The following is a 15,895-nucleotide window of genomic DNA, read 5'->3' as shown; positions in this document are numbered from 1 at the left end:
GACGTTGACCATTGACTAAAAGGTTAAGTTCAGACCAAAAACGAACGAGCGCGCTTTCGGATAGCTGAGGTAATCGATCCCGTATGACGAAATGCCGTTCACGGTACGATCGGTATTTACCTCCGGATCGAAGCCATTGTATTTGGTAATCACGAACAGGTTTTGCCCCGTAACGGATAGCCGGGCGTTAGCAAACCAGCGCTTCATGCCGATTCGACTCGGATCGAGGTTATACCCCAGGGTCAGGTTGTTCAACCGGAAAAAAGAACCGTCTTTCAGGAATCGGGTCGACACCGGTGCCGCGTTGTTGATCGACTCGTTGGGTTCGCCAATGGCTTCGGCGGGTCCGTTCAGGCCTTTCACCAGACGGGCTTTGTAGAATAGGGCGTTGGCGGTGTTGTCATATACTTTATTGCCGGCGACTCCGTTGAAGTTGGCGGTCAGGTCAAAGCCCTTATACGCCATGCTGGTGTTGATGTTATACTGACGCGTAGGCAAAGCGCTGCCCGCTGCAATCCGGTCTTTGTCGGTGCCGCCCTGGCCGTCGCCATCGCGGTCGGTGTACTTGCTCAGGCCCTTATCATCGATACCGATGTACTCCCGAAGGAAGAACGTACCGATGGGCTGCCCATTCACGTAGCCGTTGACGGTAGCGGACGTCAGGCCCGGGCCGGTTGCCGACCCCGACGTGATGACCGAGTAGGGCGAACCCTCGACCCGGTTCTTTATGAACGTAATATTTCCACCCAGATCGAACCGGAAGCCGCCCTGGCTCACGTACCGATAATTCAGATCCAGTTCCACACCCTGGTTGGTAATGGTCATATCGGGCACGTTGGTCCAGTAGGTAGCCGCCGGCTGAATGGGGTCAGCCGGGATGACTTCGAGCAGGATTTTGCCGGAAACCTTCCGGAAATAATCGACAGAACCCGTCAGGGCACCTTTCAGCAGGCCGAAATCCAGACCCAGGTCCGTTTGGGTCGATACTTCCCACTGAATATCTGGGTTAGCCAGTCGGGTGTAGGTCGTACCGGCCGGGTAGGTCGTCGAGTTATCGAGGGGATAGCTGGTCGTATTCGATACGCTCGAGGTAAACAGGGCCTGGGTAATCTTCGAGGGGATTTCCTGGTTACCGGTCCGGCCCCAGCCCGCCCGCAGTTTCAGGTCGGAGAAGGGTCCGTTTTTCAGGAATTCCTCTTCCGACAACCGCCATCCGGCCGAGAACGACGGGAACACACCGTACTTGTTGTTGGCGCCGAACTTGCTCGACCCGTCGGCCCGTACAGTAGCCGTCAGCAGGTAGCGATCGCGGAACTGGTAATTTAACCGGCCAAAAAACGACTGCAGCTCATTCTCTACCGCAAAACCACCCGGCCGGTTATTGGCCAGCGTCAGATCCTGGCCCAGTCCGGGGTTGTTAATGGGTTCGATGGGGCCGATCGGAAACTTGTTGACGCTCCAGTTGCGGCCACCCAGCGTAAATTTCTGGAACGAGTGCCCCAGCAAAGCCGACATGCTATGCTGCCCCCTGGCCAGCGTATAGGTGAAGTAGTTCTCGATCAAGACGTTCTGGTTGGTCGTGTAAATACTTTCGAGCCGTCCGTCCTGCTGAGGAACCAGACTGGCCAGCGACTGCTGGTCACGCGTCGAGGAGGCATTATCGACACCCAGATTGAGTTTATAGACGAGGTCTTTGGTGATTTTGTAGGAAGGTGATATCGAAGCCACCACCCGGTTGGTCGTGGTGATATCCTTTTGCAGATCGAGCGAAACCAGCGGATTGGTAAAGGCCTGGTAGCGGGCTGGTGCCCCCGTGGCGTCATAGGCCGGGAACGTAGGATTGGCCGAGAGGGCCGCGCCCAGTACACCCTCGATCGGGGGCCGCTCGTTGAACAGGCGCGACGCCGTCAGGTTCACGTCCAGCACCAGCCGGTCGTCCAGGAATTTCTGGGTGGCGTTGAACCGCCCGGTAAACCGGTTGAGTTTGCTGTTTTTGAGCACTCCCTCCTGGTTCTGCATACTGAACGAACCGTAATAGGTCAGCCGATCGGCTCCTCCGCCGAACGACAGATTGTAATCCTGGGTGATGGCCGTCCGGCTGATTTCCTTCAGCCAGTCGGTAGATGCTTTCTGGTCGTCAACAACGCCCCCTATGGCCGTCACCTGCTGCCGAAACTCGTCGGCGGTAAAAAGCGGTATGGGCCGGGCCATGTTCGATACGCCCACATTGGCCGAAACGGTTAGGTTCGTAGCCCCGGCTTTGCCTTTCTTGGTCGTGATCAGAATAACGCCGTTAGCGCCCCGCGCTCCGTAGATGGCCGTTGCCGATGCGTCTTTCAGCACATCGATGGATTCAATATCCTGCGGATTCAGAAAGCTGAGTGGGTTGGTGGCCCCTCCGGTGCTGGAGTTATCGAGCGGAATACCGTCCAGCACGAACAGGGGGGTGCTACCGGTCCGCACTCCGCCGGGGCCGCGAACGGTGATGCTTTGCCGCGCGCCCGGTTCGCCACTGACCGAGGTCACGTTGACGCCGGCCACTTTGCCCTGTAGCAACTGCTCGGGCGAGTTGATGATGCCGCGGTTAAATTCGGTGCTTTTCACCGTCTTCAGCGCGCCGGTAGCGTCTTTTTTGGTCGTTGTACCATAGCCGATAACAACGACCTGTGCCAGCTCGGAAGCCGACGGCTTAAGCGCCACGTTTATGGTTGTGCGGTTGCCGACCCGTTCTTCCTGCGACACGAAACCAATGAAGCCGATGACCAGCACAGCCTCTTCGTTGGGCACCACAATCCGAAAGGCGCCGTTGGCATCGGTGGTGGTTCCTTTCTGCGTGCCCTTTACCAAAACCGTACAACCAGCCAGCGACTCGTTGGTAGATGCGTCAGTAACCCGTCCGCTTACGGTTATCTCGGCAGGGGCCGACTGGCCCGAACGCTCACCCGACAGCCGGGCCAGTTGCTGAGCCTGCGCTGAACCGATCAGACTACAGCCCGCCAAGAGAACGAACAGCAATCGCCACCGGGTTGACAACGAAACGAGTGAATTGGGATGATAGAAATAAGTCATAGTTGATTGATTAATTGGTGATGCAAAGTTCTGCTTACGGCCCGTTAGAGAATTGAGTAATTGTGTATTTAAAGGAATAATAATAAACCCTGAGCAGCGCCCCCTGACCCCTTTTCCGGCGAATCAATTATCGCTCCGGTAAATACAACTCTTACATATCCGGACGAACCCCAAGCAGTAATAGTTAAAAAATCTCCCTAAATAACCATAATTTTATATTATGCGTATGTTATTGGGCCATTGACGGACACAACGCCTGCGTAAAAGAGAAACTGCCTGCGTAATTATACTTACGTCAGCGCCATCGGTCACCTAGCCGATTATACCAGAGCCAATAAAAAACCCCTTGCCGTTGAGTACAGCAAGGGGTTGCAGGCCTGTAAAGCCTGGTCAGTTGACTATTTCGCGCCGGCGGGCATCAGCACGGTATCGACCGAATGAATCATGCCATTGGTCGCTTCAATATCGGCCTGGTTGATAGTGGCTACGCTGCCCTGGCCGTCGGTAATCGTGATCGCATCGCCCTGCTTGCTAACCGTCAGGGTGCCTCCCGTTACTGTTTTCAGTTTCTGGCCGTCCTGCAGCTGTTCTGCCGAAAATTTACCTTTAACGACATGATAGGCCAGCAGCTTCACCAGTTTTTGCTTGCCTGCCGGTTTCAGCAGGGCGTCCAGCGATCCCTCCGGCAGTTTGCTGAACGCTTCGTTAGTAGGCGCAAATACGGTATAGGGACCTTTGCCGCTAGCCTGCTCCGTCAGCCCCGATACGCGCAGAGCCCGGAACAGAACGGTATGATCGGCTGATTTGGCCGCGCTGATGGTCAGATCACGGCCGGTTGCGCCCCCCGCTTTCATGGTACCTTCAGACGTAGTGGATGTTGTGGTCATGGTGCCCGAGGAATCAGCCCGACCGACGGCATTCTGGGTTTGGGCCGACACCAGCGCTGTCGATCCTACAAACAGTGACAGGGCCAGTGCCCATCCTAAATACGTTTTCTTAGTCATCTTGGGTTATGTTAAACGTTGAAACAACCAGTCTGCCGCGGCAGACCCGGAGCTACGCACTCCGACTACAAAGAGCGTTTACCCTGAACCGGCCCCGATGGTTCTGAAAATCGTACCGAATGGCAGTACAGTTCAGGAAAAAGCTCCCGATTGTTGAGTAAACGGTATACCGATCACTAAAAATTGCCTGAAAGTCAAAAAATGAGCGAGTGGGACAGCCGATTGTCAGTAGATGACCGTCAGTTGCCCCCGATAGGTGGTCGAATAAGGGCCCTCGCCGGTGTTGATTCGATACGTATAGACCCCTGGGCTGACCCGCTCCTGCCGGGACGTGCCATCCCAGGGTATGGTGTATCCTTTCGACTGAAAAACCACCTCGCCCCAGCGGTTATAGACCGCAACGTCGCAGTTGGGAAACTGACCGGCGTTCGGAATTACCCACACATCGTTCAGGCCGTCGCCGTTGGGCGAGAAGGCTGACGGAATATACATGGGCTCCACGACTTCAACCACAATGGAAAAACTGGTGGGACAGCCTACGGTACTGATCGCAGTGAGCTGGTACGGTGTTGTCACGAGTGGACTCGCTATTGGGTTGGGCACGTCGGGACGGCTGAGCGACACGGGCGGGCTCCATATATACTGCCCGATTTCTTCGGTAGCCTGGGTTTTTATCTGTACGCTGTTTCCTTTGAACAGTATGTACGAGGGAGGGCCCGTTACTCTGGGGCCAGGCGACACGACGGCTATACGAGTCTGCTCGGCCCGGCAGCCCTGGGCGGAGGTGACCCGGTACGTAATCGGGTGACGCCCGGTGCCTGCCTGGGTTGGATCGAACCGGTTGCCATTCACCCCCGGGCCGCTGTACACCCCTCCGACCGGCTGCCCATTCAGGGTAACGACCGATTCGGGCGAGCCGCACAGAGGGGGGATCGAGTCCAGCAGGGCCGTAGGTTGTTCGTTCTGCCGGATGGTCAGCAGGGCCGATTCGGCCGAGCACCCACTCGGGTTGGTTACTTTCACCCGAAACGTTCCACCCAGTCGGGTTTGCACGCGGTTGATTGTATCGCCAAACGGGGTGCCATCCCGTCGCCAGTCGAACCGGCTACCGGGTTGATTCGTGGCGGTCAGCAGCACCGAGTCGCCGGGGCATAGGTCAGGTCTGGCCGCGCTGATGCGCGCTTCGGGACGGGGGAAAAACGTCAGGCTAAGCGAATCAAGCCCTTCACAAACGGCCGCACCCGGTCGGGCCAGCACTTCGTAACGCCCCGACTGGGTTACCCGTAGAGAGGCCGTTTCCTGAGCCGCCAGCACGGTCCCGTTCCGACGCCATTGGTACTGATAGCCGGGCTGTCCCTCCGCCTGGAGCACAATCGTATCGCCTGAGCAAAACGGTTTCGTTCCCTCCAGCCGTAGCTTTACGGTTGGGGGCGTAACGAACGAGACAGTCACCTGTTTTGACACGGTATCGTTAGCGCAGATCTTTGCCTGACTGGTCACCACCGTATATTTCCCAACGATTTTGACGTCGAGGGTATCGGCGTTGGCACCCGTAATATTCACCCCATCGCGTTGCCACTGGTAGCGGTAGTTTTCATTTTTGTCGACCCTGAACACCAGGGGCTGACTGCCACACCAGACCAGGTCTCCGCTCACGGGCCTATTGTTGACCGAAATGATGGCGGGCGTGGGTGTATTTTTAGAACAGTCGACAACGGGCAGCTGTATATCGCGCCGGACCACGCCAATGCGTTGCCCGTTCCGATACTCTTCGCACTGCACGGTGAACAGAAAAAGCCCTTCCCGATTGGCCCGCACGTTAACGATCCCGGTCGTGGTGTTGATATTCAGCGGAGGATTACCCGGTATGACGTTGGCCAGACTATACCCCCGATTCCAGGTGATAGGTGGGTAGCTGGCCCGGGGGGCATCGGACACACTAAACGGTACCGAACGGGTGGTGTACCCGTTAAAAGGCTGTACTATGGTGTACAGCAGCAGATCGCCATCCGCATCGGTCGCGCTGACGTCGTACGTAAACGGTTTATTCAGGCAGATGTAATCCCCGTTGGGTAATTTGAAGTCCGGTGATGAGTTAACAAACGGGCGCCCTCCGCGAACCATGGGTGGAAACTCGAGGTAAAATACCATTCCTACACCGGCAGCAATGGCCGAATTGGTGTTAGTCAGGTCGTCGTTGCGGCAGCAGCGCTCCCAGACAATGTAATACCCGCCGGGGTCGGTATACTTCTGGGGGTCAAACTGAACGACGTCGTAATAGCGCGCTTCGGTAAACTCGAGTTCCCGAAATTCCGCGCAGGCAGAATTGGCAAATTCGAGCGGCAGCGTTTCCTGAAGCTTAAGCGTAATGGCTTCGACAAATACCGGATTGTTTTTCCGATAGATCAGCAGGCGGACCGACGCATCGCGCGTATCCTTGCCGGTCTGCTTCTCATCCCAGTACTGATTGAGCTGTAGCCGAAACAGCCCGGGCTCTCCCCCCTGCTGCTGCATACTGACGTCGCCCCCAATGATGTGGGATGCTTCAGCCGCTTTGGGCAGCAGAAAAAATGAAATCAGCCATAAAAAACCCATCGGCAAACGAAGGGCACTCCACACGGAAAGTTGTCGCATAAGCAACCGGACAAAAGAGCTTGTTAAGCCACCTCTCTACCAGAAGTCGAACCCGACCGACTGATGCTGTATACCAAGTACTCAACAAAGGCTTGGGAATCAGTTCGGCATTAGTGGTCAACGTCGGCAGAACGGCCTGTTATTTCGACAAAATACCTTTCGCAATCAGATACGGAATGATCAGCCAGAGTAATCCTTTGATCAGGAAAAACAGAAACCCTGCCCAGCCGACCCGTTTGAGCCACATTCTGAATTTTTCATTCATATAGACAAAGATACTGTTCCGTGGCTGGTCAACAAAGCAGATGCCAAACGCTTTCTAAACGAACCATAGTGTTGTTCTAGTCAGCGGAGTCGGGTTATTCTTTGCGTCGGTCCCAACCAGCCTCTGCAGGTCGTTGCCGAGCCCGAATCCGATCAGGTCGGCCCGGTGTCTGGCGGCTTGTCTGTTCGGCAAAAAGCCGGTTCACTGATCGGTCGGCCGGGCAGGTCATACAGCCGGTCTGAACGGTCCGGATGATCAACCAATCGACTTTTCGACCCGGCCAGACGCTGTCTTTTTCTATGATAATGGGTTAATTTAAAGGAGAATTGCGTTCATTTACACCGCTAAGCTGAACGATCTGGCCCGATCTGGCAGGCAATTTCCTGCCTGCGGGGCAACACCGCCCAGCAGATCTGCCAAAAAAAAGAAGGCAAAAAAAGCCAATTTATTCGTTCAGTAGTTGTGAATACAAGACCAACCAGCGCATACAGAAGACAGTCATGAACATTACAAAACACAAGGTAGCGGCCATCCATTATACCCTGCGCGACGATGCCGGGAATGTACTCGATTCGAGCGAAGGCCGGGCCCCCCTGTATTATCTACACGGCGAAAACAACCTGATACCGGGTATGGAAGAAGGGCTGGAAGGCCGCGTGAAGGGCGATAAACTCAGCCTGGATGTGCCCCCCGAAAAAGGGTACGGTCTGCGCGACCCGCAGCTTATTGAAGAAGTACCACGCCGGGCTTTTGGTGGCCAGGAAGTGGAAGTCGGAATGCAGTTTGAAGCCAACGATGGCCAGGTCATTACGATCACCAGCGTTGGTCCGGAAACGGTTACGGTCGATGCGAACCACCCCCTCGCCGATCAGAACCTGCACTTCGATGTTGAAGTCGTTGAGGTTCGCAACGCTACCCCCGACGAGCTGGCCCACGGCCACGTTCATGGCCCCGGTGGCGTTCACTAATCTCCCCCAGCCCGCTGACCTCCAGTCAACCGTACAGGTCAGCGGGCCAGCTGTTACCATCAGGAGCCGCTCTTCTTGTATCTTTGTCGATTATGACGGCAGAAATTGGTACAGACATTGGTCGGGTAGCGGCTTTTCTTCAGGCGGGACAGGTAGTCGGCATTCCGACCGAAACCGTGTATGGTCTGGCGGGCAACGCCCTGGACGCCGATGCGGTGCTGACCATTTTCCGGGTTAAAAACCGACCGGCGTTCGACCCCCTCATCGTCCATACTGATTCGCTCGAGAAAGTTTCTCAGTTTGTCAGTACCATTCCCGCCCCCGCCCGGCAACTGGCCCAGGCATTCTGGCCCGGTCCGCTGACGTTACTCCTGCCGCGCCGGTCTGTCATTCCCGATCTGGTTACGTCGGGCCTGCCATCGGTAGCCGTCCGCATTCCCCATCATCCGCTCACGCTGGCCCTTTTACGCGCGCTCCCGTTTCCGCTGGCGGCTCCGAGTGCCAATCCGTTCGGCTACATCAGCCCCACAACCGCCCATCACGTTGCCGATCAGCTGGGCGAGCAGATTCCGTATATTCTCGACGGTGGCCCCGCCCAGGTTGGGCTTGAGTCGACCATCGTCGGATTCGATGAACAGGGGCCTACCGTTTACCGGCTCGGTGGTCTGGCTCTGGATCAGATCGAAGCCATCATCGGTCCCGTATCAGTCCGTACCCACTCGACCTCGAACCCGGCCGCACCGGGCATGCTCAGCAGCCACTACGCGCCCCGCAAACCACTTATCTTACTGCCGCCCGGCCAGTCTCCGCCCCCTGCCGACCGGGTGGGTGCACTGGTTTTTCGAGAACCTTTTGGGGGTATACCGGCCGACCGGCAGCGGGTCTTATCGCCCGGCGGTAACCTGAACGAAGCGGCCAAAAACCTGTTTGCCCACCTCCGCGCCCTCGACAGCTTACCCGTCGATATGCTGTACGCGGAACCACTGCCGAACCAGGGGCTGGGCTTCGCCATGAACGACCGGTTACGACGGGCCAGCGTTCGGGAATAAACCTGCCTCCCTTCGGCGTTTTAAACAATATGTAAATCCTGGCTGCCTGTTCGATCAACGTACCAATAGCTGTCGCGGTGGACCGTAGCCCGCTTGCGGGCTCGGAATTTTACCACCATATGGGCCATTTTTTGTCGTACCAACAGCGGTGTCGATTGTCCAGTTGTCTGCCGTTAGTCCCCGCTGATGGTGGTATTACTTACTCGGTGTATTCGCTGAACAACCTGACTATACGGGCAGCTAGGGAACCAATCAGATTCAGATGGGTATGCTCTCCAGAGATATGCCCTTTACCTGGGCCATACGCACAGACAGCCTGATTATCGATAATAAAGGATATGCCGTTCAAAACAGGCATTGGCCACATTCTCCGCGCCGATTCCGTCAAGTTTATTCTAGGCAAACAGCCCTGGTCGAAGCCGAAACCTGACGAATAAACGCTGTAGCCAACCTCTTCGGGGCCTACTTGTTGGGTCTGCCGAAAACAGGAACTGGCTTTTCCTGATCGGTTTTCATCGTAGGAGGCAACTGGAATACCTGCCCCGTTTCATCGCAGAAATACAGATAGGAAGCGGATTGCTGGCGGGCATTGCCATCTGCCCAGAACGCCACGAAGCCGGGCTGATACGCAACCGGCCGACGCGGATAGGCATGGTTACGGGTACTGCCGGGCGTTAACTGACGACTTGGGCGCCAGGTTTTCCCCGCGTCGCGGCTCTCGAGCCGGACCAGACTCCCGCCCGTACCATACGACTGCGGCCCCGGCTCAACAGGGCCTATAATCTGCCAGTTGTTCCCGTTTATGTACAACGAACCCATATCGTAATTGTGGTCCGACTGCGCTACGTCATGAATCACCCAGTCGGCGCCAGTCCAGTGGGCAACGTGCCATTGGTGAGGGCCCTGCCCAGGACCGGGTTCGGGTCCTTTGCTGGTTATGTACAGGATAACCGGATGACCATCGGCGTCGAAGTTGAGATCACTGATGTACACGTTCAGGCCCGCCTGCTGGTAATCGTTGACCAGCGCCTTGTTTTTGGGCTCGGTGAGGGGCAGCGATACGGGTTCCTGCCCGGCCGTATGCCAGCTTTTGCCGAAGTCGGTGGTTTCAACGTAGTACAGGTTGGTCCGGTAATCGAGCCCGCTTCCCTTTTCGGTATCCGGATGAAAATTGAACGATGTACCAATGGTACCGCCACGCTGACCACTGGTCTGGTAATGCCCCTCCTGAATCTGGCCGATGTCCTGCCAGGCTGACCAGCTGATGCCGTCGGGACTGGTAATAAAGCTCATCGTCCGGCGCGGCTTGCTGGCTCCGTAACGGAGGACGCCCCGGTCGTAGTGGGTCATCAGGTTCAGGAAGCCATGCCCCGGCTGGTAATAGCTTTGTACGTACGAGAAATTGTCAAACGGTACCCGCTGCCCGACTTCGTTCTGCCGGGTGGCGGGTATCCGCTCAAAAGCCGCAATGTCGTACGGTTTCCGGCTCCGGTGAATATAGGATGGCCGTTCGGTACCGTGTGAGGTCGAAAAAATCCAGATGTATCCGTTGTCATCCAGTTGAATGATCGGATTGTCGTGGGCGTCGTCGGTTTGTTTGTTGAGCAGCCACGTTGGTTTCGACACCAGTTTGGTCCGATGATCGTAGACGCCAACAAAGTGCCCTAACTCGGTCGAAGTCGAATCGGTAACCCCGCCGTAGCAGAAGAACGTTTTCTGTACGGCCGGCGCATAAACCGAGAACGGATAATGATTGGCCGGATAGGTGCCCAGCCCGCCACTGTATTTATGTGCATAGGCGTTGCCGGTTTTCCCGATAAAGTACCAGATGCCCCGGTAACCGTCAGCTTTCTGACCAACCGGCTGGGCATCCATTCTGTTTATGACCCCCACCATTACCCAAACAACCAACCAGCGCATACGTAGTACTTATTACATCCGGAAACGACCCCAGACCATCTAAATTGCTAAGTCTACAGACTGGTCAATTTACTCAGTACCGGCTGCGTTTTACGGGACGTACACCCCAGGCCGTTGCCTCACAATACCGTGTTACAAACAAATCCTGTCGATAAAGAGTATAGTACATCGCGGTGAGCCATTTCTGACAAACCCGACAGGGCGTATATTTGGGGCGCTATCTCTTTTTTTTCCTCTCTTCAACAAGATAATTCGGGTGGTATCAGATCATGTCTGTCGTGATTTGCTCAACGTAATGTATGAATACTAGTGATGCTCTTGATTCGTACCCCTTTCTGGCCGGTGGGGGCGAAATGGGTACGTTGACCCGTTCTTTTGATTGGTCGAAAACCGAAATAGGATCTCCCGACGAGTGGCCGCAGAGCCTGCGCACAACGGTTAGTATCCTGCTAGCCTCCCGGTTTCCCATGTTTCTGTTCTGGGGGCCATCCCTGATTCAGTTCTATAACGATGCGTACCGGCCCAGCCTGGGCAATGACGGCAAACATCCTACGGCGCTGGGCCAGCGCGCTGAGGAGTGCTGGCCCGAAACCTGGCCCATCATAAAACCCCTCATCGATCAGGTACTGGCTGGCGGAGAAGCCACCTGGAGCGAAGATCAGCTCATCCCGATTTTCCGCAACGGCAGGCTGGAGAACGTGTACTGGACGTTTAGCTACAGCCCTGTCCGGGACGAATCGGGTCAGGTAGGGGGCGTGCTGGTCGTTTGCACCGAAACGACCCAGGCGATTACGGTACTCCGCAAAGCCGAAGAAAGCGAAGAGCAGCTTCGTTTCGCTATCGACGCAGCCGAGCTGGGGACCTTTGACCTGAACCCCATCACCAACCGCTTTGTGGGCAACGACCGGTTGAAAGAATGGTTCGGTCTACCCCCACATGCCGAAATACCATTACAAACCGCTCTCGATGTCATTATTGACCGGGATCGCCAGCGGGTGACGGATGCCATCTGGGAAGCCATGCAGTATGCGTCGGGCGGCCTGTATGATGCGGTCTACACCATTACCAACCCCCAGACCGGGATCGAACGGATCGTTCGGGCCAAGGGAAAAGCCTATTTCAACCCCGACCAAACCCCATACCGGCTCAACGGCACCCTGCAGGATATTACCCACGAGGTAACGATTCAGCAGCAACTGATTGCAACCAACGAAGAACTGGTCGACAGTATCCGGCAGTTTACCTTCGTAACGGATTTTATGCCCCAGATGGTCTGGGCTACCCAGCCGGACGGAACCCACGATTTTTACAACCGGCAGTGGTACGCCTTTACCGGCCTAACCCCCGACCAGTCGATGGGCGAAGGCTGGTCAACGGTGCTGCACCCCGACGATATAGCCCGCACGCAGGCCATCTGGCAGCACAGTTTGGAAACGGGCGCCCCCTACGAAATCGAGTATCGGATGCGTCGGCACGATGGTGCCTATCGCTGGCTCCTGGCCCGGGCCCTGCCCATGCGCGACGCTGGACCCGATGGACAGCCCGGCCCGATTCTGCGCTGGTTTGGTACCTGCACGGACATACACGATCAGAAATCGTTTGCTACCGATCTGGAACAGCAGGTAGCTCAACGGACTCGGGCCTTGCAGATTGCCAACCTCGACCTGCAACGCTCAAACGAAAACCTGGAACGCTTTGCCTACGTCTCATCCCACGACCTGCAGGAGCCACTCCGCAAGATTCAGTCGTTCGGCGATCTGCTGAAAACCAACTACGCCAGCCAACTGGGCGATGGGGTCGACTTTCTGGAGCGTATGCAGTCGGCAGCCGACCGGATGTCGATGCTGATCAAAGACCTGCTGGCTTTTTCCCGCATCCGGAACCAGCCCGGCGCCTTTCGGTCTGTGTCCATCTCACATATTATCAACGGCGTACTCAACGATCTGGAGTTGTCGATACAGGAGTCAGGCGCCACTATCGACGCCGGGCCACTGCCGACCATCGAAGGCGACGGTCCGCAGTTGCGCCAGCTGTTTCAGAACCTGATTACAAACGCTATCAAGTTCCGTCAGCCCGGCGTGGCCCCGCATATCAGGATCAGTTGTGAAACCGTTTCTTCGGCCGACCTGCCCGAAGAACTCCATCCCATCAGCACCGCCAGTCGCTTCTACCTCATCACGGTTACCGACAACGGCATCGGATTCGATGAGAAATACGCCGATCGTATTTTTCAGATGTTCCAGCGGCTACACGGCCGAAGTCAGTACGGCGGTACCGGCATTGGGCTTGCTATCGTTCAGAAAGTCGTAGATAACCACGGGGGCGCCATCCAGGCCGTCAGCCAACCCGGCCAGGGAGCGCGGTTTTGTATCTATCTGCCCGCCTGAGCCTAAAAAAGCTGGCTAACCTTGTTCATCGCCCTTTCATGATTCGATCATTGCGGCCCTGCAACCCGCCGGTATGTAAAGCCACAACAGTGGCATCATCCGGGAAATACCCACTTTTAACCAGGTCAGATAGCGCGTACAGCATTTTTGCAGTGTATACGGGTTCGATCGGCACCCCCGTGCTGCTTTCAAACGCCTGGATGAAGTCGAGCAATAGCGGTGTCGTTTTAGCGTAGCCTCCGAGCGCATAGTCGAGTACCGCGTCAGCAGCGGCCGGTCGCGCCTTGACCGCAGCCTGGACCGTCGGCAGCCGAGCCGCCCCCATCAGCACCCCGATTCCGAGCACGCGAGTCTGGAGGGGTGCGGCAGCCACCAACCCGGCCCAGGTACTACCCGTACCCACTGGACACACTACAAAGTCAGGATCACGGCCCAACTGTGCCTGAATTTCCGGTATAATCTCAGTCACTCCCTGTTGTGCCAGTTCATTGGAGCCCCCCTCGGGCAGTATATAGCAGCTCCCAAACTGACTGATCAGTTCTGCCTGCCAAGCCGGCTTGTCCTTATCCCGATACGCGGCCCGGCTGACGAAATGCAGCTGCATACCGCACGACTCGCAGAAAGAAAGCGTCGGATTACGCGGCTGGCTGGCCAGTTCGTCGCCCCGAACGATACCGACGGTCCGAAACCCAAACGCCCGCCCGGCCGCGGCCGTCGCGTAGAGGTGATTGGAATAGGCTCCGCCAAATGTAAGCAGCGTATCGTGGCCCTGCTCGCGAGCCGCCAGCAGGTTGTATTTCAGCTTTCGCCACTTATTACCCGATACCTGGGGGTGCAGCAGATCATCCCGTTTCAGGTACATTTGAATCGTGTTAACCGGCTCATCCAACCCGCTGCCGGCCCATGGATGGGCGAGCCGTTGCAGGGGTGAGTCGGCTGCAAACGTGGCCAGTTGCGCCAAAATATCGCTCATCGTCGTATCTTCGTGGCTTGGTTAACGGCTCAAAACTGCGTTAATCAGCGATACGGGTGACCAACGACCGCGAAGAAATTTTAGAAGACGAGGACGAACTCTACGAGCATCACCGCATTGTGGTGGACAAAGGCCAGAGCCTGTTGCGGGTTGACCGGTTCCTGATGGACCGGCTCCCCAATGCTTCGCGAACCAAAATTCAGGCCGGTATCGACACCGAATCGGTACGGGTCAATGACAAACCCACCAAGGCCAGTTACAAGATCAAACCGCTCGATGTCATCACGGTATCGCTCCCCCACCCGCCCCGCGATACCGACATCCTGCCCGAGAACATTCCGCTTACCATCGTTTTCGAGGATGATGACCTACTAGTGCTGAATAAGCCGGCGGGTCTGGTTGTACACCCCGCTCATGGCAACTGGAGCGGTACCCTGGTCAATGCCCTGGTGTATCACTTTCAGAACCTGCCGACTACCCGCAACGGCACCATCCGGCCAGGACTGGTTCACCGCATCGATAAAGACACCTCCGGGCTGATGGTGATTGCCAAAACCGAATATGCCATGACGCATCTGGCCCGGCAATTTTTTGAACACAGCATCGAACGTACCTACAATGCGCTGGTCTGGGGACTGCCCGACCCCGCCGAGGGTACGATTACCGGCTACATTGGCCGTTCGGTGAAAGACCGGAAAGTGCAGGCCATCTACAGCGACGAGACCAAAGGCAAATGGGCCGTTACGCATTACAAAACCCTCGAATCCCTTCGCTACGTATCGTTGCTGCAGTGTAACCTGGAAACGGGCCGTACGCACCAGATCCGGGCGCACCTGAAACACATCGGCCATCCGCTTTTCAACGACGCTACCTACGGTGGCGACCGGATCCTGCGGGGCAACCCGGTCGGCAGCTACAAAGCCTTCGTCGAAAATGCCTTCAAACTCCTTCCCCGACAGGCTCTCCATGCTAAATCGCTGGGGTTTATTCATCCGCGAACCCGCGCCTGGCTGCAGTTCGACTCCGACTTACCCGATGATTTTCAGGCTGCTTTGGACAAATGGCGGAATAAAATAGTGAATGATGAGCGATGAACCGTTAATTTCGTTCGCCCACTAGCCCCCATTTGTTTTATCTCTATCATCATTCATTATTCCCTGCATGATTTCCATTCGCCCCGGCACGCGGGCCGACATTCCGCAAGCCTTTGATCTGGTCGTTGAACTAGCTGTGTACGAAAAAGCAGCCGACCAGGTAACCAACTCCGTTGAGCAAATGGCTGAAGACGGTTTTGGTCCCAACCCGCTTTTTGGCTTACTCATTGCCGAAGACTCCGACAGCCAGAAGATCGTGGGCATGTCGGTCTATTACTTTCGCTATTCAACCTGGAAAGGCAAGCGGCTTTACCTGGAAGACATCATCGTGACTGAAGCCTTTCGGGGCTATGGCGTTGGTAAACTACTGCTTGATGCCACCATCGAGATGGCCCATGAGACTAACTGCACCGGCATGATGTGGCAGGTGCTGGACTGGAACCAGCCCGCCATTGGTTTCTACCAGCAGTTCGGTACCCGTTTCGACGATGGCTGGACCAATTGCCACCTCGACTTTTGAGTAAGGGGCAGG

Annotated in this window: 11 protein-coding genes; 5 read left to right on the top strand and 6 right to left on the bottom strand. The window is 56.2% G+C overall.

Annotation, left to right across the window (positions count from 1 at the left end):
- Nucleotides 1–15: 15 nt before the first annotated feature.
- The 4 genes from EQG79_RS11455 to EQG79_RS31470 all read right to left on the bottom strand — a co-directional run bounded on the left by EQG79_RS11455 (nucleotide 16) and on the right by EQG79_RS31470 (nucleotide 6,972).
- Nucleotides 16–3,069: a SusC/RagA family TonB-linked outer membrane protein gene (locus EQG79_RS11455; protein WP_129601530.1), complete on the bottom strand. Its 3,054-nt coding sequence runs from the start codon at nucleotides 3,067–3,069 to the stop codon at nucleotides 16–18.
- Nucleotides 3,070–3,467: 398 nt separating this feature from the next.
- Complete coding sequence (locus EQG79_RS11450; RefSeq protein ID WP_077923391.1) at nucleotides 3,468–4,073, bottom strand: fasciclin domain-containing protein; 606 nt, start codon at nucleotides 4,071–4,073, stop codon at nucleotides 3,468–3,470.
- A 225-nt stretch (nucleotides 4,074–4,298) separates the two neighbouring features.
- Nucleotides 4,299–6,707 (bottom strand): gliding motility-associated C-terminal domain-containing protein, encoded by a 2,409-nt coding sequence (locus EQG79_RS11445; RefSeq protein ID WP_240699335.1) that lies wholly within the window; start codon nucleotides 6,705–6,707, stop codon nucleotides 4,299–4,301.
- Nucleotides 6,708–6,846: 139 nt separating this feature from the next.
- Nucleotides 6,847–6,972: a hypothetical protein gene (locus EQG79_RS31470; RefSeq protein ID WP_255376586.1), complete on the bottom strand. Its 126-nt coding sequence runs from the start codon at nucleotides 6,970–6,972 to the stop codon at nucleotides 6,847–6,849.
- A 500-nt stretch (nucleotides 6,973–7,472) separates the two neighbouring features.
- On the opposite strand from EQG79_RS31470, the gene EQG79_RS11440 reads away from it, so the two are divergent.
- Complete coding sequence (locus EQG79_RS11440) at nucleotides 7,473–7,940, top strand: FKBP-type peptidyl-prolyl cis-trans isomerase (RefSeq protein ID WP_077923392.1); 468 nt, start codon at nucleotides 7,473–7,475, stop codon at nucleotides 7,938–7,940.
- A gap of 92 nt (nucleotides 7,941–8,032) precedes the next feature.
- Entirely contained in the window at nucleotides 8,033–8,989 is a 957-nt protein-coding gene (locus EQG79_RS11435) for an L-threonylcarbamoyladenylate synthase (RefSeq protein ID WP_129601529.1), read from the top strand.
- Between the two features lie 462 nt (nucleotides 8,990–9,451).
- Here EQG79_RS11435 and EQG79_RS11430 read toward each other — a convergent pair whose 3' ends face one another.
- A complete protein-coding gene (locus EQG79_RS11430; RefSeq protein ID WP_240699334.1) occupies nucleotides 9,452–10,864 on the bottom strand; it encodes a BNR-4 repeat-containing protein in 1,413 nt (470 codons plus the stop codon).
- 344 nt (nucleotides 10,865–11,208) lie between these two features.
- Between EQG79_RS11430 and EQG79_RS11425 the strand changes: the two genes are divergently transcribed.
- Nucleotides 11,209–13,296: a PAS domain-containing sensor histidine kinase gene (locus EQG79_RS11425; RefSeq protein ID WP_129601527.1), complete on the top strand. Its 2,088-nt coding sequence runs from the start codon at nucleotides 11,209–11,211 to the stop codon at nucleotides 13,294–13,296.
- A gap of 25 nt (nucleotides 13,297–13,321) precedes the next feature.
- Here EQG79_RS11425 and EQG79_RS11420 read toward each other — a convergent pair whose 3' ends face one another.
- Nucleotides 13,322–14,269, bottom strand: coding sequence for a 1-aminocyclopropane-1-carboxylate deaminase/D-cysteine desulfhydrase (locus EQG79_RS11420; RefSeq protein WP_129601526.1), 948 nt, complete (start codon nucleotides 14,267–14,269; stop codon nucleotides 13,322–13,324).
- Nucleotides 14,270–14,325: 56 nt separating this feature from the next.
- Here EQG79_RS11420 and EQG79_RS11415 point away from each other — a divergent pair, with 56 nt between their 5' ends.
- A complete protein-coding gene (locus EQG79_RS11415) occupies nucleotides 14,326–15,363 on the top strand; it encodes an RluA family pseudouridine synthase (RefSeq protein ID WP_129601525.1) in 1,038 nt (345 codons plus the stop codon).
- A 67-nt stretch (nucleotides 15,364–15,430) separates the two neighbouring features.
- Complete coding sequence (locus tag EQG79_RS11410; protein ID WP_129601524.1) at nucleotides 15,431–15,883, top strand: GNAT family N-acetyltransferase; 453 nt, start codon at nucleotides 15,431–15,433, stop codon at nucleotides 15,881–15,883.
- Nucleotides 15,884–15,895: the final 12 nt, after the last annotated feature.

The sequence above is a fragment of the Spirosoma sordidisoli genome, assembly GCF_004138325.1.
Taxonomy (GTDB): Bacteria; Bacteroidota; Bacteroidia; order Cytophagales; family Spirosomataceae; genus Spirosoma; species Spirosoma sordidisoli.
The sequence above is the reverse complement of the archived record's forward strand: the minus strand, read 5'-3'. Positions and strand labels throughout refer to the sequence as shown.